General features: G+C 66.3%; 21 protein-coding genes. 5 read left to right on the top strand and 16 right to left on the bottom strand.

Going from position 1 to position 24,601, the window contains the following annotated elements; all coding sequences use genetic code 11:
* Window positions 1-3 precede the first annotated feature (3 nt).
* The 3 genes from U5817_RS07625 to U5817_RS07635 all read left to right on the top strand — a co-directional run bounded on the left by U5817_RS07625 (window position 4) and on the right by U5817_RS07635 (window position 5,708).
* Window positions 4-2,778 (top strand): EAL domain-containing protein, encoded by a 2,775-nt coding sequence (locus tag U5817_RS07625; RefSeq protein WP_407280257.1) that lies wholly within the window; start codon window positions 4-6, stop codon window positions 2,776-2,778.
* 205 nt (window positions 2,779-2,983) lie between these two features.
* The gene (locus tag U5817_RS07630) at window positions 2,984-4,888 is read left to right on the top strand and encodes a B12-binding domain-containing radical SAM protein (protein ID WP_407280258.1); all 1,905 of its coding nucleotides are present in this window, start codon (window positions 2,984-2,986) and stop codon (window positions 4,886-4,888) included.
* Window positions 4,889-5,132: 244 nt separating this feature from the next.
* Window positions 5,133-5,708, top strand: a complete 576-nt coding sequence (locus U5817_RS07635; protein ID WP_407280259.1) for a hypothetical protein — start codon at window positions 5,133-5,135, stop codon at window positions 5,706-5,708.
* Window positions 5,709-5,759: 51 nt separating this feature from the next.
* Here U5817_RS07635 and ahpF read toward each other — a convergent pair whose 3' ends face one another.
* From ahpF to nudC, 3 genes are all read right to left on the bottom strand, one after another.
* Window positions 5,760-7,316, bottom strand: coding sequence for an alkyl hydroperoxide reductase subunit F (gene ahpF, locus U5817_RS07640; RefSeq protein WP_407280260.1), 1,557 nt, complete (start codon window positions 7,314-7,316; stop codon window positions 5,760-5,762).
* 197 nt (window positions 7,317-7,513) lie between these two features.
* Window positions 7,514-8,077 carry an alkyl hydroperoxide reductase subunit C gene (gene ahpC, locus U5817_RS07645; RefSeq protein ID WP_407280261.1) on the bottom strand — a complete coding sequence of 188 codons (564 nt, stop codon included), beginning with the start codon at window positions 8,075-8,077 and terminating at the stop codon, window positions 7,514-7,516.
* 128 nt (window positions 8,078-8,205) lie between these two features.
* A complete protein-coding gene (gene nudC, locus U5817_RS07650) occupies window positions 8,206-9,036 on the bottom strand; it encodes an NAD(+) diphosphatase (RefSeq protein WP_169125601.1) in 831 nt (276 codons plus the stop codon).
* 35 nt (window positions 9,037-9,071) lie between these two features.
* Here nudC and U5817_RS07655 point away from each other — a divergent pair, with 35 nt between their 5' ends.
* Both U5817_RS07655 and U5817_RS07660 read left to right on the top strand, forming a co-directional pair.
* Window positions 9,072-9,410 (top strand): hypothetical protein, encoded by a 339-nt coding sequence (locus U5817_RS07655; protein ID WP_407280262.1) that lies wholly within the window; start codon window positions 9,072-9,074, stop codon window positions 9,408-9,410.
* Between the two features lie 133 nt (window positions 9,411-9,543).
* Complete coding sequence (locus U5817_RS07660; RefSeq protein WP_407280263.1) at window positions 9,544-11,148, top strand: putative bifunctional diguanylate cyclase/phosphodiesterase; 1,605 nt, start codon at window positions 9,544-9,546, stop codon at window positions 11,146-11,148.
* 24 nt (window positions 11,149-11,172) lie between these two features.
* Here the strand turns inward: U5817_RS07660 and U5817_RS07665 are convergent, their stop codons facing one another.
* From U5817_RS07665 to U5817_RS07725, 13 genes are all read right to left on the bottom strand, one after another.
* Entirely contained in the window at window positions 11,173-12,102 is a 930-nt protein-coding gene (locus U5817_RS07665) for a transporter (RefSeq protein ID WP_407280264.1), read from the bottom strand.
* A 108-nt stretch (window positions 12,103-12,210) separates the two neighbouring features.
* Window positions 12,211-13,509 carry a phenylacetate--CoA ligase family protein gene (locus U5817_RS07670; RefSeq protein ID WP_407280265.1) on the bottom strand — a complete coding sequence of 433 codons (1,299 nt, stop codon included), beginning with the start codon at window positions 13,507-13,509 and terminating at the stop codon, window positions 12,211-12,213.
* 165 nt (window positions 13,510-13,674) lie between these two features.
* On the bottom strand, window positions 13,675-14,223 hold the full coding sequence (locus U5817_RS07675; protein WP_169125597.1) for an NUDIX hydrolase: 549 nt from the start codon (window positions 14,221-14,223) through the stop codon (window positions 13,675-13,677).
* 19 nt (window positions 14,224-14,242) lie between these two features.
* A complete protein-coding gene (locus U5817_RS07680; RefSeq protein WP_169125596.1) occupies window positions 14,243-14,680 on the bottom strand; it encodes a DUF120 domain-containing protein in 438 nt (145 codons plus the stop codon).
* A 118-nt stretch (window positions 14,681-14,798) separates the two neighbouring features.
* The gene (locus U5817_RS07685; RefSeq protein ID WP_018989890.1) at window positions 14,799-15,383 is read right to left on the bottom strand and encodes a UbiX family flavin prenyltransferase; all 585 of its coding nucleotides are present in this window, start codon (window positions 15,381-15,383) and stop codon (window positions 14,799-14,801) included.
* Between the two features lie 13 nt (window positions 15,384-15,396).
* Entirely contained in the window at window positions 15,397-16,743 is a 1,347-nt protein-coding gene (locus U5817_RS07690) for a UbiD family decarboxylase (RefSeq protein ID WP_407280267.1), read from the bottom strand.
* A 71-nt stretch (window positions 16,744-16,814) separates the two neighbouring features.
* Window positions 16,815-17,072 (bottom strand): phenylphosphate carboxylase subunit gamma, encoded by a 258-nt coding sequence (gene ppcG, locus U5817_RS07695; RefSeq protein ID WP_407280268.1) that lies wholly within the window; start codon window positions 17,070-17,072, stop codon window positions 16,815-16,817.
* A 9-nt stretch (window positions 17,073-17,081) separates the two neighbouring features.
* Window positions 17,082-18,542 (bottom strand): phenylphosphate carboxylase subunit alpha, encoded by a 1,461-nt coding sequence (gene ppcA / locus U5817_RS07700; protein ID WP_407280269.1) that lies wholly within the window; start codon window positions 18,540-18,542, stop codon window positions 17,082-17,084.
* A gap of 36 nt (window positions 18,543-18,578) precedes the next feature.
* Entirely contained in the window at window positions 18,579-19,088 is a 510-nt protein-coding gene (gene ppcD, locus U5817_RS07705) for a phenylphosphate carboxylase subunit delta (RefSeq protein WP_407280270.1), read from the bottom strand.
* Between the two features lie 15 nt (window positions 19,089-19,103).
* Window positions 19,104-20,525, bottom strand: a complete 1,422-nt coding sequence (ppcB, locus tag U5817_RS07710) for a phenylphosphate carboxylase subunit beta (RefSeq protein ID WP_407280271.1) — start codon at window positions 20,523-20,525, stop codon at window positions 19,104-19,106.
* A 46-nt stretch (window positions 20,526-20,571) separates the two neighbouring features.
* Window positions 20,572-21,240 (bottom strand): CBS domain-containing protein, encoded by a 669-nt coding sequence (locus tag U5817_RS07715; protein ID WP_407280272.1) that lies wholly within the window; start codon window positions 21,238-21,240, stop codon window positions 20,572-20,574.
* A gap of 122 nt (window positions 21,241-21,362) precedes the next feature.
* Window positions 21,363-22,475, bottom strand: a complete 1,113-nt coding sequence (locus tag U5817_RS07720; RefSeq protein WP_407280273.1) for a PEP/pyruvate-binding domain-containing protein — start codon at window positions 22,473-22,475, stop codon at window positions 21,363-21,365.
* A gap of 28 nt (window positions 22,476-22,503) precedes the next feature.
* The gene (locus U5817_RS07725) at window positions 22,504-24,339 is read right to left on the bottom strand and encodes a PEP-utilizing enzyme (RefSeq protein ID WP_407280274.1); all 1,836 of its coding nucleotides are present in this window, start codon (window positions 24,337-24,339) and stop codon (window positions 22,504-22,506) included.
* Between the last annotated feature and the right edge of the window lie 262 nt (window positions 24,340-24,601).

Here is a 24,601-nt window from a genome sequence, read left to right on the forward strand (position 1 = left end):
CCGATGGCGAAGATCCTTGTCATAGACGACCATGCCGTGAATCGCGAACTCATCGTCGCCCTGGCCGGCTACGAGGGGCACGAGGCACTGGAGGCGGGCGATGGAGCCGAGGGGCTCGCCATCGTGCGGGCGCAGCGTCCGCAGCTGGTCATCTGCGACATCCTCATGCCCAACGTGGACGGTTACGAATTCGTGCGCCGGCTGCGTGCGGACCCCGAGATCGCCCACACGCGCGTGATCTTCCACACCGCCAACTACCATGAGCGCGAAGTGCGCCACCTCGCCGGGATCCTCGGTGTCTCGCGCATCCTGGTGAAACCGTGCGACCCGGAAGTGATCGTGCGGACCATTGCGGAGGTGCTGGCGGAGGCCGCTCGGGAAAACCCGCCTGCAAGCGACGCCGAGTTCGAACGCGAGCACCTGCGCGTGCTCACCGACAAGCTCGCCGCCAAGGCCGAGGAGCTTGAACGCCGTGCGGAGGATCTCGCCAGCGAGGTCGAGACCCGCAAGCTCGCGGAGGCGCAGCTGCGGCGCGTGCTGCGCGCGCGCAAGGTGATGGCCGAATGCAACCGCACGCTGGTGCGTGCCACCGACGAGCGGAGGCTGCTCGCGGACGTGTGCCGCTTCCTCGTCGAGCTTGGCAATTACGGCATCGCCTGGGTGAGCCTCGCGTGGCACGACGCCGACTGTACCGTGGAGACGGTTGCCGCCGCCGGCGAGGGAGCCGCCCTGCTGAAATCCTTTCGTTTCTCCTGGGGCGACAACGCCTGCGGCAACGGCCCGGTGGGCGAGGCGGTGCGCACGCGCGAAGCGCAGATCGTGCGCGACATCGCGACGGACCCGCGCGTCGGGCGCTGGCGCGAGGCGGCGCTCGGGCGTGGCTACCAGGCGGCCGCGGTGCTGCCCCTCGTGTTCGAGCACGAGACCTTCGGCGTGCTGTGCATCGTCACACGCGAGAAGGAGGCCTTCGATGCCGATGAACTCGAACTGCTCGGCGAACTCGCCGACGACATCGCCTACGGCATCCACACGCTGCGCGCGCGCGTGGTGCAGCAGCGCACCGAGGAGACGCTGCGCCTGCGCAACCGTGCGATCGACGAGAGCATCAACGCCATCGTGATCAGCGCCGCCGACCGCGAGGCCGACAATCCGGTGCTGTACGTCAATCCGGCCTTCACGCTGATGACCGGCTATGCGCCGGAGGAGATCATCGGGCGCAACACGCGCCTGCTGATCGGCAACGACTGGGACCAGCCCGACATCGAGCGCCTGCGAGAGGCTGTGCGCCGCGGGCGCGACGCGCGCGTGGTGCTGCGCTGCTATCGCAAGGACGGCTCCCTGTTCTGGAACGAAGTCTCGCTCGCCTCGATGCACGACCCGAGCGGGCGCGTGTCGCACTTCATCTCGATCTTCAACGACCTCACCGACCGCAAGCGCTACGAGGCGGAACTCGAACAGCAGGCCAACCACGACGCGCTGACCGGGCTGGCCAACCGCAACCTGCTCAACGACCGCCTGCAGCAGGCGATGATCCGCGCGCAGCGCAACGCCGGCGCGGTGGCCGTGATGCTGCTCGACATCGACCGCTTCAAGCTCATCAACGACAGCCTCGGGCACGCCGTCGGCGACGAGCTGATCTGCGAGGTGGGGCGACGCCTCGCGGCCTGTGTGCGCCAGGGCGACACCGTGGCGCGCCTGGGCGGCGACGAGTTCATGATCGTCATGCCCGAGCTGTGGGCCGAGAGCGATGCCGCATCGCTTGCCGCCAAGGTGCTGCAGGCCGTGTCGGCGCCGATGAGGCTGTCGGGCCACGAGATGGTCGTCACCGGTAGCCTGGGCGTCGCGCTCTATCCGCGCGACGGCGAATCGGCGGCCGCACTGGTGAAGAATGCCGACGTCGCGATGTACCGGGCGAAGGAGCAGGGCCGCAACGATTTCCGCTTCTACGCCCCCGAGATGAACGCGCGCATGCTCGAGCGCCTGGAACTCGAGAACGGTCTGCGCCGGGCGCTGGAGCAGGACGAGCTGGAACTGCACTACCAGCCCAAGGTCGAGCTCGCCAACGGGCGCGTGGTCGGCGCCGAGGCGCTGATCCGCTGGCGCCATCCGGTGCTGGGCATGGTGTCGCCGGCCGACTTCATCCCCCTCGCCGAGGAAACGGGGCTCATCGTGCCGATCGGCGAATGGGTCATCAACACCGCCTGCCGCCAGTTGAAGGCCTGGCGCGAGGAAGGGCTCACGGGCGTCAGCGTCGCGGTCAATGTCTCGGCGCGGCAATTCCAGCAGGAGGATCTTGTCGGCGTGCTCGGCGAGGCCCTGCGTGCGTCCGAGGTGCCGGCGCGGCAACTGCATCTCGAAGTCACCGAGAGCGGCGTGATGAGCAACCCGGAGCGGACCATCGTGATCCTGCGCACACTCAAGGATATCGGCGTGCTGGTCTCGCTCGACGACTTCGGCACCGGCTATTCCAGCTTGAACTACCTCAAGCGTTTCCTCATCGACAGCGTCAAGATCGACCAGTCCTTCGTCGCCGACCTCACGACTTCGTCCGAGGATGCCGCAATCGCGCGCATGGTCATCTCGCTCGCACACAGCCTGAACCAGACGGTGGTCGCCGAAGGCGTGGAGACGGAAGCGCAGCTCGACTTCCTGCGGCGCCATCGCTGCGACGAGATGCAGGGCTTCCTGTGCAGCCGCCCGATTCCGGCGGTCGAGTTCGCGAATCTGGTGCGGGGTGGCGCGTGCTTGCCGCTGCCGCGGGTCAGCCGGCTGCACTGAGGCGTGCTCGGCATATGACCGTGGGAGCGGCTTCGTGTGGGAGCGGCTTCAGCCGCGAATCAACCGGCGTGGTTCGCCAGGCGCCGATTCGCGGCTGAAGCCGCTCCCACGGAATCGTGCCCATCCGACGATCTGCCCAGCGGAACCGCCTTACCCTAGAATGCCGCTGCTACAGTCCGCACAACACGGCCCCGCGCCGTCCGCCATGTCAGAAACTTCCCTGGGCGTCCTGTCGGTGATCCCGCCGATGACGCAACTCAACACCCCGTACCCCTCGACGGCCTATCTCACCGGCTTCCTGCGTTCGCGCGGCGTCGACGCGGTGCAGGAAGACCTCGCCCTCGCGCTGGTGCTGCGCCTGTTCTCGCGCGACGGGCTCACGGCCATTCGCGGACGCATCGAGGCGACCCCGGAACGCCAGCGCAGCCCGCGCGTGAAAGCCTTCCTCGCGCAGTTCGAGCGTTACCGGCTGACGATAGACCCGACCGTCGCCTTCCTGCAGGGCCGCGATCCCACCCTTGCCAACCGCATCTGCGGGCGCAACTTCCTGCCCGAAGGCTCGCGCTTCGAATCGCTGGAGGTCTACATCGACCCGGACGGTGGCGACCCGCTCGCGTGGGCCTTCGGCGCGCTGGGTCTGGAGGACCGTGCCCGCCATCTCGCGACGCTTTACCTCAACGACGTCGCCGACGTGCTGCGCGAAGCGGTCGATCCGCGCTTCGAATTTGTCCGCTACGCCGAATCGCTCGCCCAGAGCCAGGCGAGCTTCGAGCCGCTGGCGCAGGCGCTCGCCGAGCCGCTGAACCTCGTCGACGAGACGCTGCGCGAACTGGCCCTCGACGCGGTTGCCCGCCATGCGCCGCAGGTGGTCCTGCTGTCGGTGCCCTTTCCCGGCGCGGTGTACGGCGCCTTCCGCATCGCCCAGGCGATCAAGGCCCACGACCCGAAGATCGTCACCGTGCTGGGCGGCGGCTTCGTGAACACCGAGCTGCGCGAACTCAAGGAGACGCGCGTCTTCGACTACTTCGACTTCGTCACCCTCGACGACGGCGAGCGCCCCATCCTCGCGCTGCTCGACCACCTCAAGGGCGGGCGCGGCCGCTCGCGCCTCGTGCGCAGCTTCTTCCGCGATCCCGACGGCGGCGAAGTGCGCTACGTGAACCTCGGCGAGGCCGACATCGCCTTCGCCGAAGTCGGCATCCCGACCTGGGACGGCCTGCCGCTCGACCGCTACCTGTCGGTGCTCGACATGCTCAACCCCATGCACCGCCTGTGGTCGGACGGGCGCTGGAACAAGCTCACCGTCGCGCACGGCTGCTACTGGAAGAAGTGCAGCTTCTGCGACGTGAGCCTCGACTACATCTCGCGCTACGACGGCGCGAGCGCGAAGACGCTGGTCGACCGCATCGAGGCGATCATCGCCGAGACGGGGCAGACGGGCTTCCACTTCGTCGACGAGGCCGCGCCGCCCAAGGCCCTGAAGGCGCTGGCGCAGGAACTCCTCGAGCGCGGCGTGGCGATCTCGTGGTGGGGCAATATCCGCTTCGAAAAGTCCTTCACCCCGGAACTGTGCCGCCTGCTCGCCGACAGCGGCTGCATCGCCGTGTCGGGCGGGCTGGAGGTCGCCTCCGACCGCCTGCTGCAGCTCATGAAGAAGGGCGTGTCGGTCGACCAGGTCGCGCGCGTCACCAATGCCTTCACCGAGGCCGGCATCCTCGTGCATGCCTACCTGATGTACGGTTTTCCGACGCAGACGGTGCAGGACACCGTCGATGCCCTCGAATACGTGCGGCAACTGTTCGAATCCGGCTGCATCCAGTCGGGCTTCTTCCACCGCTTCGCGTGCACGGTGCATTCGCCGGTCGGCCAGAACCCGGACGAATACGGCGTGAAGCTCGTCCCGCTGCCACCCGTCAGCTTCGCCAAGAACGACGTGCGCTTCATCGACCCGACCGGCGTCGATCACGACGCGCTCGGCGTGGCGCTCAACAAGGCGCTCTACAACTACATGCACGGCATCGGCCTGGAGCAGGACGTGCGCGGCTGGTTCTCCGACCGCGTTCCGCGCCCCCGCGTGCCGCGCAACTTCATCGAGCGGGCCTTGCGCTAGCGCCGCCCTGGCGCGCCGCCGGGCTCGGATTCCGGGATCACGCCGCGAACCTTCGCTGCGGAATACGCTCCAATGAAAATTCGGAATCATCGACCGGACCGAAACCCGGTAGTGCCGCTACCGGTAGGGAGGTATCGGAGAGGTCTTTGATTTAGATAATAATTTTGCAAATTTTGTGGTTTAGCATCGACCGGTGAATCGGCATCAGACCGCAGCCGGACAGGTTTCAATGGAGGAGACAGCAATGAGCATGACAACGACCGACCGACTCACCGCGACGGATCTGGAGAATGAGTTCATTCCGCCGATCGGGCAGCCCGAGGCCAAGGACATGGCGTGGGAGCAGCGCCTGAATGCCGAAGTGGCGTGGCAGCTCGCACGCGAGACCGTCGATGACGGTCTCGCGCAATGGACGGACCGCGCAGAGGACGTACCGCGGCGCCTGCCGACGATGCGCACGATCGCCCGCATGAACACCGCCCTCGTGGCGCTGCGCGAACGGCTCTACCAGATCCAGAACGAGGCCGCGAACATCGCGATCTCCGAGCTGGCATTGCGACAGGAGGCCGATCCGGCCGCGTCGTCCGACGATGCCTTTTCGCCGCTGCATGCCCAGAATGCGCGCCGCATCGAGGCGCTCGCCGCGTCGTGCTATGAGCTTCTGGCAGCGGCGCAGGGCAATCTTGCGGCCGTGGCGGGCAAGGTGCCGGCCGGGTCCGGCGCCGCCGCTGGCCGTGCCGGGCTGGAGGAATCGTTGTACGCCGAGCGCCGGCAGCGCGACGCCCTCATCGACTTCCCGGACCGTCGCGCCGCGGCCTGATGCCGGGCAAGTCCCCGGACGTGGTGCAATCCTTGCACCACGTCCGGAGCATCACGCGGGCACCGACTCCCTGATTAGGTGATCGAAGGCCGCCAGTGAGGCCTTCGCGCCTTCGCCCATCGCGATCACGATCTGCTTGAACGGCACCGTCGTGCAGTCGCCGGCGGCGAAGAGGCCCGGCACCGAGGTCTGGCCGCGCGCATCGACGACGATCTCGCCGAAGCGCGTGCGTTCGACCGTGTCCTTCACGAAGTCGGTGTTCGGCAGCAGGCCGATCTGCACGAAGATGCCTTCCAGTTCGATCCGCTGCGAGTCGCCCGACACGCGGTCCTTGTAGACCAGGCCGTTCACCTTCGCGTCGCCCGTGACTTCGGTGGTCTGCGCATTGGTGATCACCGTGACGTTGGGCAGGCTCGCGAGCTTCTTCTGCAGCACGGCATCGGCGCGCAGCGAGTCGGCGAATTCGAGCAGCGTGACGTGGGAGACGATGCCCGCGAGGTCGATCGCCGCCTCGACGCCCGAGTTGCCGCCGCCGATCACCGCGACGCGCTTGCCCTTGAACAGCGGGCCGTCGCAGTGCGGGCAGTAGGCCACACCCTTGCCGCGGAATTCCTTTTCGCCCGGCACGTTCATCTCGCGCCAGCGCGCCCCGGTCGCGAGGATCACGGTGTGCGCCTGGAGCGAGGCGCCGTTCTCGAGTTTCACCTCGAAGCCGCGCTCGCCCGGGATCACCGCCGCGGCGCGTTGCAGGTTCATGACGTCGACCTCGTATTCCTTGACGTGCTCTTCGAGGGCTGCCGCGAGCTTCGGGCCTTCGGTGGCCTTCACCGAGATGAAGTTCTCGATCGCGAGCGTGTCCATCACCTGGCCGCCGAAGCGTTCGGCGACGACACCGGTGCGGATGCCCTTGCGCGCCGCGTAGATCGCCGCCGCCGCACCCGCCGGCCCGCCGCCGACGACCAGCACGTCGAATTCGCCTTTCGCCGAGATCTTCTCCGCCGCACGCGCCTGCGCGCCGGTGTCGATCTTCGCCACGATCTCGGCGAGCTCCATGCGACCCTGGCCGAAGTGCTGGCCATTCAGAAACACGGTCGGCACCGCCATGATCTGGCGCTCGTTGACCTCGTCCTGGAACAGCGCGCCGTCGATCATCGTGTGGCGGATGTTGGGGTTGATCACCGCCATCAGGTTGAGCGCCTGCACGACGTCCGGGCAGTTGTGGCACGACAGCGAGATGAAGGTCTCGAATTCATAGGTGCCCTCGATCGCGCGGATCTGCTCGATCACTTCCGGCTCGACCTTGGGCGGATGACCGCCGACCTGCAGCAGCGCGAGGATCAGCGAGGTGAATTCATGCCCCATCGGGAGGCCGGCAAAGCGCACGCCGGTGTCTTCGCCGGCGCGGTTGATCGCGAAGGAAGGCTTGCGCTCGGCGTCATCGCGGCGTTCGATGACGGTGATGCGGTTCGACTGTTCGGCGATGTCGCCGAGCAGGGCCTGCATCTCGCGCGACTTGTCGCTGTCGTCCAGGGACGCGACGATTTCGATCGGCTGGGTGACTCGTTCGAGGTAGGCCTTCAACTGGTTCTTGATGTTCGCGTCGAGCATGGCGGGATCGTCCGTGAAATGCAGGGGGAATTCAGGGGAGGGCGCTCGTGGCGCCCGCCCGCTAGTGCCGGATGGGCAACGGTTTCGTAGGGCGGGAGGCGCCGAAGGCGTATCCCGCCATGTGGCCGCGGGCTTTGCTTCGGCGCCGGCGTTGGCGGGATGCGCTCCGCCCTCCGCGCTACGGGTGACGGATCGGCTTAGATCTTGCCGACGAGGTCCAGCGAGGGCGCCAGCGTCGCGTCGCCTTCCTTCCACTTTGCCGGGCAGACTTCACCCGGGTGGCTGGCGACGTACTGCGCGGCCTTGACCTTGCGCAGCAGCTCCGAGGCGTCGCGGCCGATGCCGCCGGCGTTGATCTCAACGATCTGGATCCTGCCTTCCGGGTCGATCACGAAGGTGCCGCGGTCGGCCAGGCCGGCTTCCTCGATCATCACGTCGAAGTTACGCGAGATGGTGCCGGTCGGGTCGCCGATCATCGGATAGTGGATCTTGCCGATGGTCTCGGAGCTGTCGTGCCACGCCTTGTGCGTGAAGTGGGTGTCGGTCGAAACGCTGTAGATCTCGACGCCCAGCTTCTGGAACGCGGCGTAGTTGTCGGCGAGGTCGCCCAGTTCGGTCGGGCACACGAAGGTGAAGTCGGCCGGGTAGAAGAACACCACCGACCATTTGCCCTTCAGCGATTCGTCGCTGACTTCGATGAACTTGCCGTTGTGGTAGGCGGTGGCTTTGAACGGCTTGACTTGCTGGTTGATCTGGGACATGTCGCACTCCATTGTCGTAGTGGGGTAAGGGGACCGAGCGGTGTGTCCTGCTCGATGGGTGTCACTTTACCGACCGGGGTGCGATAGCTCCAATTGAACTAAAAAATGAATACGATAGGCACTTGCGATCAAGCGTCCGATCCACGCTTCGCTGCGATTTCGCGCACCGTCGCATCGATCAGTCGCCGCGCGATGCTGATGCGGTGCGGCAGGCGCGGCAGCCGGTCGATCGTGAACCAGTCGGCGGCCTCGATCTCCTCGGGTTGCAGGACGAGCTTGCCGCCCGCGTAATCCGCGACGAAGCCGATCATCAGGGAATGCGGGAAGGGCCACGGCTGGCTGCCGAAATAGCGCACGTTGGTGATCTCGATCCCGACTTCCTCGCGTACCTCGCGCGCGAGGGTCTGCTCCAGCGACTCGCCCGGCTCGACGAATCCCGCGAGCGCGCTGAACATGCCTTCGGGAAAGTGTGGCGAGCGCGCGAGGAGCAGTTCGTCGCCCCGTCGCACCAGCGCCATCACCGCCGGGGCGAGGCGCGGGTAGTGGACCATGCCGCAGCCGGGGCATACCCGCGAACGTTCGTCCGGGTGCGGATCCGTCGGCGTGCCGCAGCGGCCGCAGTAGCGATGCGTCAGGTCCCATTGCACGATCTGGACCGCGCGGCCCGCCACCCCGAACGACGTCTCGTCGAGCCGCCCGAACAGGGAGCGCAGGTCGTGCCATTCCATGCCTTCGGGAGCGGGCGCTTCGGGCCCGACGGCGGCCGCGTAGCAGTGCCGATCGCCGAGGCGTCCGAGGTAGTGCTGCGGACCGGACGGATCCAGCCCACCCGGCTCCCTGCGCGTGGGCACCCGGGTCTCGCCCTCGCTGTTGAGCACGAGCAGGGCATTCTTGCGGAATACGAAACACAGGTCGTCGTCGCGGAGCGGGGCGGGGGAGACGTGTCCGGGAGTGAACATGGGCGCACGCAGTCGGGTGGTTGGATGTTGCGGTCATGATGCGCGGCATGCCGCGGCGGCGCAACCGCGGGTCCCCTGAATTGACATTCCTCATGGGGAATCTGTCCATCCTGGGCTATGGTTGGCCTTTGAGCGACAAGCGGGAGCGTTTCGACATGAGCAGCGGCGCATGGAGTTGTCCGCACGACCTCGATGGCGTGTGTCAGCGCGTACAGGGCGCGGTGTGCGAGCCCGGCATGCGTGGCTGCGTGCTCGAAGGCAAGGTGCGTTTCGCCCGCGACGAGATGAACCTCCCGCGCAAACCCGTGAAGGCCGTGAAGCCGGAGCCTGCGAAGAAGCCGGCCCAGCCGCCGAAGCGCCGCCTGCCGTTCTGAGGCACCCGATAGCGGCAATACGGCTTGCCCGGCGGGAATTTTTCCTGCCGGCATACCGCCGTTTCGCGATCTAATACGGCTCATTCCGGCTGCCGCGACGTCGCGGGGCAAATCGTTTCTGGGAAGGTCGTTGATGGGAGAACAGGACAGCATGCTCGACGCGAAGGCCGGCGTACTCAGGGTCGTCCTGGCGTACGCGGCCTTTGCTGCGCTGTGGATCCTGCTTTCCGACGAAGCGCTGGGTTTCCTTTTCCGCGACCCCGACCTCATCGTGAAGGCCAGCCAGGCCAAGGGCTGGGTCTTCGTCGCCATCACGGCAGTGCTGCTGTACGGCCTGTTGATTCGCCTTGTCGGCAGGCTGGACCAGAGTCTGCGGCGCGAGCTCGCGTCGGAGACGGAGCGGCGGCACGCCGAGGAGCAGGTGCATAACCTGTCCTTCTACGATTCGCTGACCAGCCTGCCGAATCGACGCCTGCTGTTCGACCGCCTCGGACAGTCGCTGCTGGGCGGGCGCCGCAGCGATACCCGTGGCGCGGTGCTGTTCATCGATCTCGACGGTTTCCGGGCGCTCAACGACACGCGCGGACACGAGGTCGGTGACCGCATGCTGGTCGAGATCGCGCGCCGGATTGCCGCGAGCGTCCACCGCGAGGACACCGTGGCACGTGTCGGCAGCGATGAATTCGTCGTCGTCGCCAACGGGCTGAGTCCGGAGCGGGACGCCGCCGCGGTCGCCGCGCGCGAGATTGCCGAGCGCATCCAGGCGGTGGTCCGGCAGCCGCTCGATGTCGACGGACAGGAGGTCCTGGGTTCGGTCAGCGTCGGCATCAGCATGTTCTCGGGCGCGGAAGGCACCGTCGACGAGCTGCTCAAGCAGGCCGATGCGTCGATGTTCGAGGCGCGCAGCCGTGGGCGCGGCGGCATCCATTTCTTCGATGTCGCGATGCAGGCGGCGCTGGAGGAGCGGGTGCGCCTGGAAGGCTGGCTGAGCAAGGCGCTCCCGGATCAACTGCGGCTTTACTACCAGATGCAGGTCGACTGTTCCGGCACGATCCAGGGCGCCGAAGTCCTGATCCGCTGGCTGCACCCCGAGCGCGGCATGATCCCGCCGTGCGACTTCATCCCGCTCGCGGAGGAAACCGGGATGATCCTTCCGATCGGCCGCTGGGTGCTGGAAACCGCGTGCCGGCAGCTGAAAGCGTGGGAGGCCGTGCCGGCGACGCGTCATCTGCGGTTGTCTGTCAATGTGAGCGCGCGGCAGTTCCGGCAGGATGATTTCGTCCGCGAGGTGCTGGATGTCGTCGAGCAGACCGGGGCGGATCCGGCGAACCTCAAGCTCGAGCTCACGGAGAGCATGGTCGTCGAGAACATCGACCAGGTCGTCGACAAGATGGCAAGGCTCAAGGCGATGGGCATCCAGTTCTCGCTGGACGACTTCGGCACCGGCTTCTCGTCGCTGTCCTGCCTGCGCCGCCTGCCGCTCGACCAGCTCAAGATCGACCAGTCCTTCGTGCGCGACGTGACCGAGAACGCCAACGACGCCGCGATCGTGCGCACCATCATCGCACTCGGCCAGAGCCTCGGCCTTGAAGTCATCGCCGAAGGCGTCGAGACCGCCGAGCAGCGAAACTTCCTCGCGGTGCACGGCTGCAGCAACTACCAGGGCTACCACTTCAGCCGCCCCGTGCCGCTGGAAGAGTTCGAACTGCAACTCGGCCAGGGGCGCCGCCACCCCTGATGGGGGCAGCGGCGCAACCGGGTGCTAGAACGGCATGATCAGCCGGAACCACGCCTTGTCGCCCTGGAAGCGGTTTTCCGCCCCGGATTCCTGCTGCCACTGGCCGATGAACATCGTGCCGCCCTTGGTCGTGTAGCTCACGCTCGGCCCGATCGCGAACACCTCGCCCTTGCGCCCCGAGGACCACGGTCCGAGCGCCGACGAGATCGTTTCGCCTTCGAGCTTGTCGTTGGTCGTCTGCTTCAGGTAGTAGCCGGAAAGGCCGACGCCCCACGGGCCGAAGCGCTTGCCCGCGAGGTAATCGACGCGAAACTCGTCGCCCGACTCGTAATCCATCTTCGGCGCGCCGGGGGCAGGGCGGAAGTCCTTGTTCTTCGTCTTCATGTTGTACATGAACTTGCCCGACAGCTCCCAGCCCGAATCGGAGATCCAGGTCACCGCAAGGACCGGCTCCACGCTCCAGTAGTTGGTGCCGATGCTCTTGATCGGCTGCCCCGACTTGTATTCCCCTGTCGGCGCGAAGAAATCCAGCGCGAAGACCCAGTGCAGGTTGCCGGCGTGCCAGCCGATCACGAGCGGCGAGAACAGCATGTCGCCGATGCCGGTGACGGTCTTGCTGTCACCGAGGGTCAGCTTCTGCTGCACGACGGGCAGGATCGCCTGTACCGCCCAGTCTCCGCCGAGGATCTTCGTGTTCGTGACCTTGACGACGCGCATCGCATCGAACCAGGCGGTCACCCCCGTCCCGGACACCCTGTCGCCGTCGCCGTCGCGCAGGCTGTCGGCGTGGTAGTACCCGAAATAGTTGAGAAAGTAGTTTCCCGGGGGTGGCAGCGCGCCCGCGACCCAGTTCTCGCTTCCATGCGGATACTGGTCGCCCCCTTCCTTGGCGAGCGCGCCGCCGCAAACCAGCCCGGACAGGGCCAACGCCACGCAGATCTGCTTGAGTCTCATGCCTCCTCCTTGATTTCTTGTTTGCGATGCCTTCGTTGGCGCGATTCGGGGCGTCGCCGCCCCTGGCCTCGGCCGGGCCATTGCCGATACCGGGGTGCGGAAGCTGGCTCAGGCCGCGCGATTGACGTGGAAACGCTTGGCCTTCATGTCGAAGCGCGGAAGGATGTTGCGGCCGACGTTATGCACGCGCGGGCGGAAGGCGAGCACCGCGTCGAGGCGCTCGGCGATCGAGTGCACGACCGCAGGGTCGGCCCCTTCGCACAGCTCGACCTCGATGTCCATCTCGTCCATGTGCTTGACCTTGCTCACGGTGATGCGGAACTCGTCGACCTCGACGAACTTGCGGATGATGTTCTCGACGCCGGCCGGGAAGACGTTCACCCCGCGCACCGTGACCATGTCATCCGCGCGGCCGAGGATGCCGCCCTGGAAGCGCAGGAAGGTTCGGCCGCAGGAACAGGGGTCGAGATTCACTTCGACGAGATCGCCGGTGCGGTAGCGGATCAGCGGGAAGCCCCAGCGGCCGAGGTTGGTGATCACCAGTTCGCCACGCTCGCCCGGCTTCACCGCCTCGCCGGTCTTGGGGTCGATGACCTCGGCGATGAACTCGGACTCGATCAGGTGCGTGCCGCCGGGCTGGTGCTCGCATTCGAAGGAGTGCGCGCCGATCTCGGAGGCGCCCGCATGGTCGAAGCATTTCGCCGACCACGAGGATTCGATGCGCTGCTTGGTCGCCGGGATGTTCGCGCCCGGTTCACCCGCATGCACGGTGGACTTCATCTTGATCGAGCCCATGTCGAAGCCATGTTCGCGCGCCACTTCGGCCAGCCGCAGGGCGTAGGTCGGTGTGCAGCACAGCACCGTCGCGCCCGTCTCGCGCATCAGTTCCAGGCGCTGCAGCGAGTCGCGTCCGCCGCCAGGGATCATCACTGCGCCGAGCTTGCGCGCGCCTTCCAGCGCCGCCCAGAAACCGATGAAGGGCCCGAACGCGAAGGCGAGGAAGACGCGGTCGCTCGCATCCACCCCCGAGCCGGCGAGCACGTGCGCCCAGCACTTCGCCCACCAGTCCCAGGAGTCCTGCGTGTCCAGCACCTTCAGCGGCACGCCGGTCGTGCCGGAGGTCTGGTGCAGGCGCGTGTACTGCTCGATCGGATAAGTGAGGTTGGTGCCGAAGGGGCCGTTCGCCGCCTGGTCTTCCATCAGCTCGGACTTCGTCGTCAGCGGCAGGTGCGCGAGGTCGTCGAGCGAGCGGATGTCGCGCGGCTCGATGCCGGCGGCCTTCCACTTGTTGCTGTAGAAGCGGTTCTTGCCCCACAACTCGGCCATCATCGCCTGGAGCTTTTCCAGTTGCAGGGCGGCGAGCTGTTCGCGGGGCAGGGTTTCGGTGGTCTGATCGAAATACGCCATGACTGTCTTCCTCGAAATTCTGGACGAACCGTCCCGCGGCGATGCCGTCCGGGTTCGGAAGGGGGCATTGCCGTATGGGCGGATGCTGCGGAGTTGTCGGGGGAACCCGCGTCGGGCGGGCGCCGGGCGTTCAGCCGGACGGGCGGGAAGTCGCTGCGGTCATCGTTATCTCCTCATCATTGTTCTGGCGCTCGTGTGGCGCCCCCATTTCCATGGTGCGGTGACTTCCTGGATGACGTCGTGGAACCAGCGGTCGAGCAGCGGCGCGCCCTCGGGCGCCGGCTGGATCGGCAACTGGCCCGGCGCAATCAGCGCGATCGCGCCGGCATCGTCGCCCGCGACCGGCTCGCCCGCGACCGAATGCGCGCGATACGCGAGGATCACGGCGCGTACGCCGGTCTGCGAATACACGCCGATCAGTCCGTCGACGGCCACCTCCAGTCCGGTCTCCTCGCGCGCCTCGCGCACGACGGCCTCCTCGAGCGATTCGCCCTGCTCGACGTAGCCTCCGGGCGGTGCCCAGTAGCCGCCCAGCGGGTCGAGGTTGCGGCGGATCAGCACCAGCTTGTCCGCGTGCTCGATCACGGCCAGCACGACCGGCGCCGGCTTGTGGAAGAAGGTCTCGCCGCAGGCAGGACAGGTCTCGCGCTCGCGGTTGTGGATTTTCGCGAGGACCAGCGGCGTGCTGCATTGCGGGCAGAACTTGGGGGCCATCGTGGTCTCCTTGGATGGGTCAGACCGCAGTCGCGTCGTCGCGGGCGGACAGGGCGAGGTCGAGGCGCAGGTTGACGAGGTCGCCGTCCTGCAGTCCGAGCGTTTCGCGGATCGGCACCGGCGCGACGATCTCGAACTTGTCTTCGGGGTAGCCGGGCATCTCCGGGAACACGACTGCACCCGTGAGATGGCCGGCAATGCTCACGCCGAAGCATTTCGCGGCGCAGAAGCCATCCTGCGGCGTGATCGCGATGCCGGCGGCGGAACGCAGTCGCGCGCGTGCCCAGTCCCAGGCTGCGCCGCGCATGCGCAGGTTGAAGGTGCCGGGCCAGGGGATGAAGCCGAGCTTGCGACGGATTTCGGCAACGACCCAGTCGATCGCGGTGAAGCGCGAGCCTTCGCCGAGGCCGGGGGCGACTTCGCCTTCGAGTTCGAGGATGGTGGCGGTGGTCATCATGTGGCGAATCCTTATTGCGTGGGTGCGGTTCGTCGGGTCGGTTCTGTGGGAGCGGCTTCAGCCGCGAATCGGCGTTGCTTCGCGGCTGAAGCCGCTCCCACAAGGAGACGTCGCCGGATCACCGCGATTTCGCCAGCTCCCGCTCTTCATTGCCGGTCCAGCGGCCGAAGAGGTCGACGTCCAGGTCGAACTGGTCGAGCACCTTGGTCACCGACTGGTTGATGATGTCGTCGATGGTCTTGGGCCGGTGGTAGAAGGCCGGCAGCGGCGGCACCAGCACCGCGCCGGTCTCCGTGGCCTGCGTCATCAGGCGCAGGTGGCCGAGGTGCAGCGGCGTCTCGCGCAGCATCAGCACGAGCTTGCGCCGCTCCTTCAGCGTGACGTCGGCGGCGCGAATCAGCAGGTTGGTGTTGAAGCAGTTGGCGACCGCGGAGAGCGTCTTGATCGAGCAGGGCGCGATGATCATCCCTGCATGCTTGAACGAGCCGCTCGCAATTGAGGCGCCGACGTCGTTGTTGTCATGCACGCAGGAGGCCAGGCGCTTGACGTCGTTGATCGAGTAGTCGGTCTCGTAGACGATCGTGCGCTTGGCCGAATCCGACATCACGAGGTCGGTCTCGACGCCGATCTGCTTCAGCGCTTCGAGGATGCGGATGCCGTAGATCGCACCGCTTGCTCCGGAAATGCCGACGACGATTCTCATTATGTTGTCTCCTTCAATTGCGCAGCGTTGCGAGCAGGGCCTGCGCCTTCGCCAGTGCGGCGGCGGGCAGGGTGACGCGGTCGAATTCGGGGCCGGCGCCGCGCGTCGCGACGAAGCCGGCCTTCGAGCCGACGCTGCTGCCGGCCGAAGAGGGGTCGATGACGTAACCTTCGGCGCCGCCGATGATCACGGTGTCGCGTTCGGGCAGGTAGCGCGTCGCCATCGCCCACGCGACTTCGCGCGGATCGCGGATGTTCACGTCGTCATCGACGACGGTGACGGTCTTGAGGCGCTTGTCGAGGTTGAGCGCGAGCATGACCAGGCGCCGCACCTCGTGGCGCGGGCAGTTCCTCACGGCGATCGCGGCCGAGAAACCGGCCGTGCCACCGGTCAGGTCCAGATCGACGACGCCCGCGACCATGGTCTGCAGCTGGCCCAGCAGTTCGGTGCCGGCGGCGAGCGAGAGCAGGGTGTCGACGTCGCCCGACCACGGGCACAGGCCGGGGTAGATGAAGTTGTCGCGGTGCGTGACGGAGGTGACTTCGACCACCGGGCTGACGTTGGAGAAGTAGTAGCCCGTGTTCTCGCCGAACGGGCCTTCCGGTTCGCGCACGCCCGGCAGGATGCGGCCTTCGATGACGATCTCGGCGCGCGCGGGCACTTCGACATTCACGGTCAGTGCGCGGGCGAGTTCCACCGGATCGCCGCGCAGCCCGCCCGCGACCGCCATCTTGTCGGGACCGAGCGGGCCGCTACGCACGACGGAGGCGAGCAGGGTCGCCGGCTCCAGCCCGAGCGCGATCGCGACATCGAGCGCTTCGCCCTTGGCCTCTGCGTTCGCGTGGAACTGCGACAGCGGCGGGTTCGCGAGCAGGATGCCGAGGCGATTGCCTCCCTTGATCATCATGCGATGGATACCCATGCCGCGGCGGCCGGTGACAGGGTCGGTGCAGAGGACGACGCCGGTCGTGATGAAGGGCGCGCCGTCCTTCTCGTGATGCGTCAGGATGGGCAGCAGCGGCAGCAGCTCGTCCGGCGCGCGATGCACAACTTCCTGCACCGGTATCGATTTCGCCGCCACCGGTGGGATGGCGCGCTGCTTGTTGTCCAGCCAGGTCTGCGCGAGGCGCTCCTCGGTGGTGCCGAAGGCGCGCGCAACGCGGCGGCGTCCGCCGAACAGGTTGCCCGCGACGCGCGCGCCGGGATAGCCGCGCACGTTCTCGAACAGCGCCGCGGGGGCGTCGGCGGGCAGGCTGCGCAGCACCGCCGCGATCTCGAACTTCGGGTCGAACTCGTCGCGCACGTGCAGCAGGTCGTCGCCGAGGTCGGCCAGGAAGCTGCGCAGGTCGGGGTAGGCCATTGTTTCGCTGTTCCGTTCGCTGATTGAATCGGGCCGGGCAGGCGCAGGGCCTGCCCGGGTCGGATTGCCGCTTAGCGATACCGCGCCGGCAAGCGCTCGACGCGCTCGATCACGCGGATCGAGAACTTCCGATCACTCAACTGCCCGCGCCCGAGCCGCACCTGCAGGCTGTCGGCGAACTGGTCGAGCTTGCTCGACACCTCTACCTTCGCGCGCTGGTAGGTGTACTTGTGCAGCCCGTCGTTGAGCGTGCGGATCGTCAGTTCCAGCTCCTTGCCCTCGGCCAGCTCCCCGAGGTCCATCACGAACACTTCCCACTTGTTTGCCATGACCGCTCCTTATTTCTTCGCGCCGCGGAAGCCGTAATCGGCCCAGTTGTTGAGAACCTTCTCCTGGATGTCCTTGGGATAGACGTTCTTGAAGCTGACGAGCGTCGGCACGTCGTTGGTCTTGTCCCAATCGACCGGCCACAGGCAGTCGAACAGCACCTGCGAGCCGATCGAGTACTTGCGGTCGTGCGGCGTCGCGTGCGGGTAGAGCGCCGTGCCGGTCGTGTTCTTGAAGACGTGGATGCCGCGCTCCGGATTGCAGCGCGTGCAGAACGCGTGATAGACCTCGTCCCAGTTGAAGATGTCGGTCTGGTCGTCGACCACCATCACCATGTGGAACCACGGCCCGAGCTTGGAGCCGAACGCGAGCTGCGCGATCTGCATCGCGATGCCGGCGTAGGTCGGCTTCACGCCGACGATCATCATGTGGTGCGTCGAGCGCGGGTGCATGTACACGCCGGTCACCGGGATGCCCTGGCTCTTCAGCAGCTTCTCCAGCTCCAGCCCGAGCGAGAACGAACGCAGCAGCTGGCCCTCGTCCTGCGGCACGCCCATGTTGGAGATTGTCATCGTCGCGTTGTTGCGATAGGTGATCGCATCGACGCGGAAGGTCACGCGGAAATCGCGCGGGCTGGTGCGATAGCCGGTGTATTCGCCGAACGGGCCTTCCTCGACCTTGTAGTCGGGCAGGATCATGCCCTCGATGATGATTTCGGCATCGGCCGGCACTTCGAGGTCGTTGGTCTCGCACTTCACGAGCCGCACCGGCTCGCCGGCGAGCATGCCGGTGAGTTCCGGTTCCGGGATCGGCGAGGGCGCGCACGCGGCCATCGCGGCCAGCGGCGACAGGCCGATCGCCGTCGCGAAGGGGCAGCCCTCGCCGCGCGGCAGGTAGTAGTCGGTCAGCGTCTTGCCGAGGTCGGAGAACGGGAACACCGCGCCCGACATGGTGCGGCCGTCCCACATCATCTGTCGGTACATGCCCCAGTTCACATCGCCGCGCACCGGGTGCTTGGTGATGACGCCGTGCCAGGTGCCCACGTAGCGCCCGCCGTCGCCGTCATGCACCAGTGGCACCGGCAGCTTGCACAGGTCGACGTCATCGCCCAGCAGGATGTTCTCCTTGCACGGCGCGTCGCGCTTGTCGATGACGACCGGCGCGATCGGCTCGCTGTTCGTGCGCTTGAGGTACTCCGCACCGATCTGCGGCAGCGTCGAGTTCGGATCCATGCCCAGCGCGATCGCCATGCGGCGATAGGTCGAGAGCGGGGCGCCGAAGTAGCTGAAACCCGGGTAGTCCTTGATGCTCTCCATGAAGGGCGCAGCTTCACCCAGCTCGCAGCAGCGGCGCACGATCGCGCCGGCCTCGTTGTCCCAATCCACTTCCTGCTTGATGCGCACCGCGTCGCCGGACTTGACGCACGCCTCGATGAACTCGCGGTTGCTTTTCGGTGCTGAAATCTTTCCCACGTCGATCTCCTTGCTGGTGAATGTCGTCTGGATGAATCAGTGGATCTTCGAGAGCATTGCGTCCCACTTGCCCTGGGCCTTCAGGATCAGCTCGGCGACCTCGCGCACCGCGCCGTGCCCGCCGCGCGCCGTGGTCACGTAGGCCGCGGCTTCCTTCACGTCCGCGACCGCGTCCCCGACCGCAACCGGCAATCCGACGCGTTTCATCATCGACAGATCCACCAGGTCGTCGCCGACGTAGCACACCTCGGCGTCGGAGATGTTCATCTCCTCCAGCATCTGCGCGTAGGGCTCGGTCTTCTTCTTGATGCCCTCGTGGAAGCGCTTGATCTTCAGCTCCTCGGCGCGATGGCGCACCGCGCCGGACTTCTTCGAAGTGATGATCGCGACCTCGACGCCGCACAACTGCAGCACCACGACGCCCATGCCGTCCTTGATGTCGAAGTTGCGCGTTTCGATGCCGTCGTCGTTGATGACGATGCGCCCGTCGGTCATGACGCCGTCGACGTCGAGGATCACCAGCTTGATGTTCCTGGCCTTTTCCATGTCTCCGTTTCCTCCTCAGATCCCGATCCCATACTCGTGCCAGCGCGCCTTGATCTTCGCGAGCGTCTCCTCGTCCATGCGCGCCTCCACCGGCTTCTGCTTCCACTCATACGGAATGCAGGCGTCCATCAGAATGCGCGACGTCATGAGCTTGTCGGAGTCGGGGTCGAGCGCCGGATCGAGCGGCGTCGAGCGGCCGCGCTTGATCAGCTCCGTGCCGCGCATCGGGTCGTAGCGGCAGGACAGCGCCCAGAACACGCGCTGCAGGTCGTCGGCCTGGATGTCCTCATCGACCGTGATGACGCCCTTCATGCCGTAGTTGCCGGTATTGCTGCCGATCACCGCGTCGGCGACCTGGCGCGAGTGCCCCGGGTAGGCCTGCTTCACCGACACCACCGTCCAGAAGCGGCCCGCCGACTCGGGCAGCACGCACACCGACTGCACGCCCGGAATGCGCATCTGCTCGAGCTCGGTCCAGAGAGTCGCCGTGCGCGTGAAGGCGAGCAGCATATGCACGTCGGTCACCGGACGGCCCTGGCCGGTCGCCCACAGGATCGGGTTGTTCCGATGCAGGATCTGGTGCACTTCCAGCACCGGCTTCGGGATCGGCTTGTGCAGCTCGTCGGTGTAGTAGCCCGTGTATTCCGCGAACGGGCCTTCCGGCAGGAAGTTGTTCGGGTCGATCTCGCCTTCGAGCACGATCTCCGCGCCCGCCGGCACCGGCAGGCCGGTCAGCGGCGCCATCAGGAACTCCGCCTGCTGGCCGCGCACCGTGCCGGTGATGTCGTAGTCGGACGCACCCTTGTGCATGAGGGTCCCCGCCATGAAGATCAGCGGATCGCAGCCGATGATCGCCGCCGCGGGCATCTTCTTGCCCATCTTGGCGTACTTCTTCATGATCCGCTCGCCGCGCTTGCCCGGCAGGATCTGCACGCCGCAGCGCTTGTCGTCGAGCATCTGCATGCGGTAGGTGCCGAGGTTCACCTCGCCGGTCTCGGGGTCCTTCAGCACCACCGACACCATCGTGCCGATGTAGCGCCCGCCGTCGAGCGGGAAGAACTTGGGCACCGGGAACATGTTCAGATCGACCTTGTTGCCGGTCAGGACGTTTTCCAGCACCGGCCCGTCCTTCACCTCCTTCGCCTTGATCAGGCCCTCGGAGGTGATCGTCTTCTTCATCCACTGCTGCGCCGACTGGCACAGCGTCAGGTCGTGCGGCAGGCCGAGCATGATCGCGAGACGCTTGGTCGTCGCGAAGGCGCCGGTGAAGACGGGCGTGTCGTAGCCCTTCACGCTCTCGAACAGCAGCGCCGGGCCTTTCTTCTCCTCGGTGAGCTTCGAGACGTGCGAAAGCTCCAGATTCCAGTCGACCTCGGTCGTCACGCGCTTCAGTTCATGGGCTTCGGCGCACTGGTTGATGAAGTACCTCAGGTCCATTCGGATGTCTCCTTGGCTGGAAAGTTGGGGATGTGTGTAGCTGGAATCAGTGCGTGGCCTGCACCGACTCGATGACTTCGTAGCCCGCAGCCGTGAGCGCGCGCGTGACCTCGGCGGTGTCGGCGTGATGGAAGCGGACGATCACCTTGCGTTCCTGGTCGCCACTCGCGACGCCCTTTGGCCCCAGGCTGATCGGGTAGATCGCGTGTACCTCGGCGCCTGTGCCCTCGACGATGTCGGCGATGCGGCCGATCGTCCCCGGGCCGATGCGCGTCGGCGCGAGCGTCACGCCGCTTCTGCGCTCCCACGCGCCGAGAAAGTGCGCCGCGAGCGAGAACATCTCGATCGCCGAGATCATCCCGACGACATGGCCGTCATCCATCACCGGCAGCTGGCCGACGCCCGCCTGCTGGCCGACCTGAAGACAGCGCTCCATCGTGTCGTTGGCATCGATGGTCGCGGGGTTGCGCACCATGATGTCCTTCACCTTCACGTGGTTCGAGAAGTAGTTCAGCTCGTCGGGGCTCTGGCTGCGAATGGCCGCGTGCGCCGCGCGCAGGCAGCCGGCCCGAGTGACGAGCCCGCGCAACCGTCCGTTATCGACGACCGGCAGCGCATGCAGATTGGTTTCCGACAGGATCCGCTTCGCCTCCGACAGCAGCGTGTCGCTGCCGAGCACCGCGGGGTTGGCCTGCATCCAGTTGCGTACGATCATTGAAAATCTCCTTGTGTTCGTAGGGCGGGAGGAGCGGAACGCGTATCCCGCCATGCGGCCTACGAGGCTGCTCCTGCGGCCGAACCGGCGGGATACGCTGCGCTGCTCCCGCCCTACGTGAGCTACGTCAGCCGTTTCCCCACGAGCAGGTTCGAGACGATGTAATCCATCGCCGACGTTGCCCCGGTCGTGGCCGGCGCCTTCTGCTTGTTGCTCCAGATCGTCTCGGGGCGCGCCTGCAGGATGAAAACGTTGCCGCCCGCGGGCAGGTTCTTGTCGATCGCCCACTCGATGTCCATCGGACGGCCGTAGTGCTTCTCGATCTTCTTGGCCATCCACGCGAGCTCGGTGATCTCGTCGTCGAGCACCGACTGGATGTTCTGGCGCTCGGCCGGCACCTCCATCGCGACCGAGCGCTGCAGCTTGAGGTCCGCCGTGTAGCAGACCTCCTTGGTCGAGATCGTCCGCTCGATGATGTCCAGCGTGACCTTGTTCACCACGAAGTTGTCCGGCGTCACCTCGCCCGACACCACCGACTCGCCAAAGCCGAAGTTCGAGTCGATCACGATCACCGAGCGATCGCCGGTCGACGGATGCAGCGTGAACATCACCCCCGCGGTATAGGCGTTCGCCATCTTCTGCACGCCCACGCTGATCGCCACCTGCTCGTGCGGGAAACCCATGCGGATGCGGTAGGCGATGGCGCGCGCCGTGTACAGGCTGGAGAAGCAGCGCCGGATGTGGTGGATGACGTCGTCGATGCCGCGGATCCACAGGTAGGTGTCCTGCTGGCCGGCGAAGCTCGCGCCCGGCAGGTCCTCGGCCGTCGCGCTCGATCGCACCGCCACCGGCACCGCCGGCAGGTAGCAGCGCACCGACAGCTTGCGGTAGGCCTCGGCGATCAGGTCCTCCAGCTCGATCGAGATCGGCCGCGACTCGATCATTTCGCGGATCCGGCGCGAAGCCTCTTCGAGGCGGTCCATGTCGTCGTGGTCCAGCCCCTGCAGCAGGGCGTTGACCTCGTCCTGGATGCCGGCCTCGTGCATGAACTGCGCGTAGCCCGCCGTCGTCACTGCGAAGCCCGGTGGTACCCGGACACCCGCGTTGATCAGCTCGCCGAGCGAGGAGCACTTCCCGCCGACAAGCGGCACGGAGTCCTTGTTGCAGTCCTCGAACATGCACACCTTGGGCGCCCGGCTGTCGATGCCGGGGGCGAGGCGCACTTCTTCAGCCATCAGAGCGCTTCCCATGCTGTTTCCCTCTTCACTGGACGATGGTGACCAGGCCGGACGAGCCATCGACGCGCAATGTCATGCCGGTCTTGATCACACGGGTGGAATGGCCGGTGCCGACGACTGCCGGCATGCCGTATTCGCGGCACACGATCGCGGCGTGGCTCATGACGCCGCCGACGTCGGTTATGCAGGCCTTGATCTTCGCGAAGGCCGGTGCCCAGGACGGCGAGGTGGTCGGTGCGACGAGGATCTCGCCCTCCTGCAGGTCGCGGATCTCCTCCGCGCTGCGGCACACGCGTGCCTTGCCTTCGACCAGGCCCGGGCTCGCCGGGAAGCCCTTCAGCTCGGTGATGCTGTCCGGGTCGGCGACTTCCTGCACCGAGGCCCAGGCCGACAGCGAGCTGTTCGTCACGCCCCACAGCACGATCGTGAAGGGCTCCTGGATCACTTCCGGCGCGATGCCGATCGCCGGCGGCGGTGCCCACTCGCGGAACTTCTGCATCACGCCCTTGCGCCACTCGATCTCGGCCGGCCAGGTCTTCGTGCCGCGCGGCGTCACGCCCGTCGCCCAGGCGGTGACGATGTCCCACAGCGCCTGCTTGATCTCGTCGCGGCGCAGGTACCAGACGTCCTCGATCTCGGCGATCAGCCCATGTTCCTGCATGATCGCGGCGACTTCGCGCATCTTGTTCCAGAAGACCGAGTGGAACCAATGCTCGACGTAGAACAGGTGGTTCTCGACGTAGGGGAAGACGGTTCGCGCGCATCCCAGTAGCTCGTCGAACTGCTTGCGGTCCTGGTCGTTGTCGATCAGATCGCGGTACTCGGCCGTCACGCGGTCGCGCTCGGCACGCACCGCCTCCATCGGACGGTCGATCTCCTGCCCGTCGCGCAGCTTGTTGATGTAGGTCTGGATGCCGTCGAGCGGCAGGTTCAGGTTGTCGTTCCAGCTGCGGTCGGTGTGGAACCAGCCCGTGCCGGACGAGATGTTGAACCACGGATAGCGCGCCTTCTCGAAGGCCGCGAGCCACTCGTCGCCATGGCGCCGGCCGGCGAGCGCCGCCTTCACGTCCGTCCACTCGCGGTGGCCCGTCACGACGTCATCGACTTCGAGCGCGACGGCCTTTTTCGCCAGCGCCTTCAGTTCGTCGTCGGACTTGTACATGATCACGTCGATGCCCGAGATCATCTGCGTCACGCGCTGCAGCGGGATGCTGGGGAACAGCTTCTGCGTGAAATCCATGAAGAACACGTAGGCCGCGTAGCCCAGGTTCAGGAACTCGAAGTGGTACTGCCAGCAGCGGATGCCGAGGTTGATCAGATCGTCGTAGTTCTTCAGCAGGTGGTAGGCGGTCGATTCGCCGACACCGTCGGTCACCACCTTCAGGTCCTCGACCTCCGGCAGGCGCGGAATCTGCAGCGCCTCCAGCTCGGCGATCGTGCCCTCCATCTTGGTCTTCCACTTCGCCTCGAGCTCGTCCCAGTTCTTGTAGTAGTAGCCGGCACGTTCCATGAAGTTGGGCACGCGCTGGCCGATCTCGTCCGGGTTCTTCACCGGCACCGGCGAGATATAGACGTAGCCGTTGATGATGCGGTGATCGACGCCGCGCACCGGCGGCACCTGGAAGATGCGGTTGTTGAACTGCGACAGCGCGAGGTACCAGGCCTCGTCCCAGATCGTGTCGAAGGGGTAGAGCGGTTCCGGGTAATGCAGTCCGTCGTAGAACCAGAACGTCTCCTTCTCGTACTGGTTGCGCTCGGCGTCGTCGGTGACGAACTGGTATTGGTACGGATACATCCGTTCCCAGCCTTCGGTCCCCGGAATCGTCTTGCCCTTCACATCGTGCGGAACAGGAAACTTCATGTGTGTCCCCTCGTGCTTGTGTAGTTTTGGGTTTCACCGGACTCGTTTCGCGGCCGGTTGCCGGACAGCCATCGCAACCGCTGTGCCAGCATGGGCTGACGCAATGCAGCAACAGTGCATGCCATGGGGGTGGTGAATCGGGTAGGGGAGGTAGCGCCGAAAGGCTGTCGGGCGCGTTACGCAGTTGCGGAAAAAAATCTTTTCGAGACTCGCGAAACGCCTGGCTGCGCAGGAGATGCAGGACCATGCGCAAGTCCTGCAG

Origin of the sequence: Aromatoleum evansii, assembly GCF_045689615.1 — a bacterium.
GTDB lineage: Bacteria > Pseudomonadota > Gammaproteobacteria > Burkholderiales > Rhodocyclaceae > Aromatoleum > Aromatoleum evansii.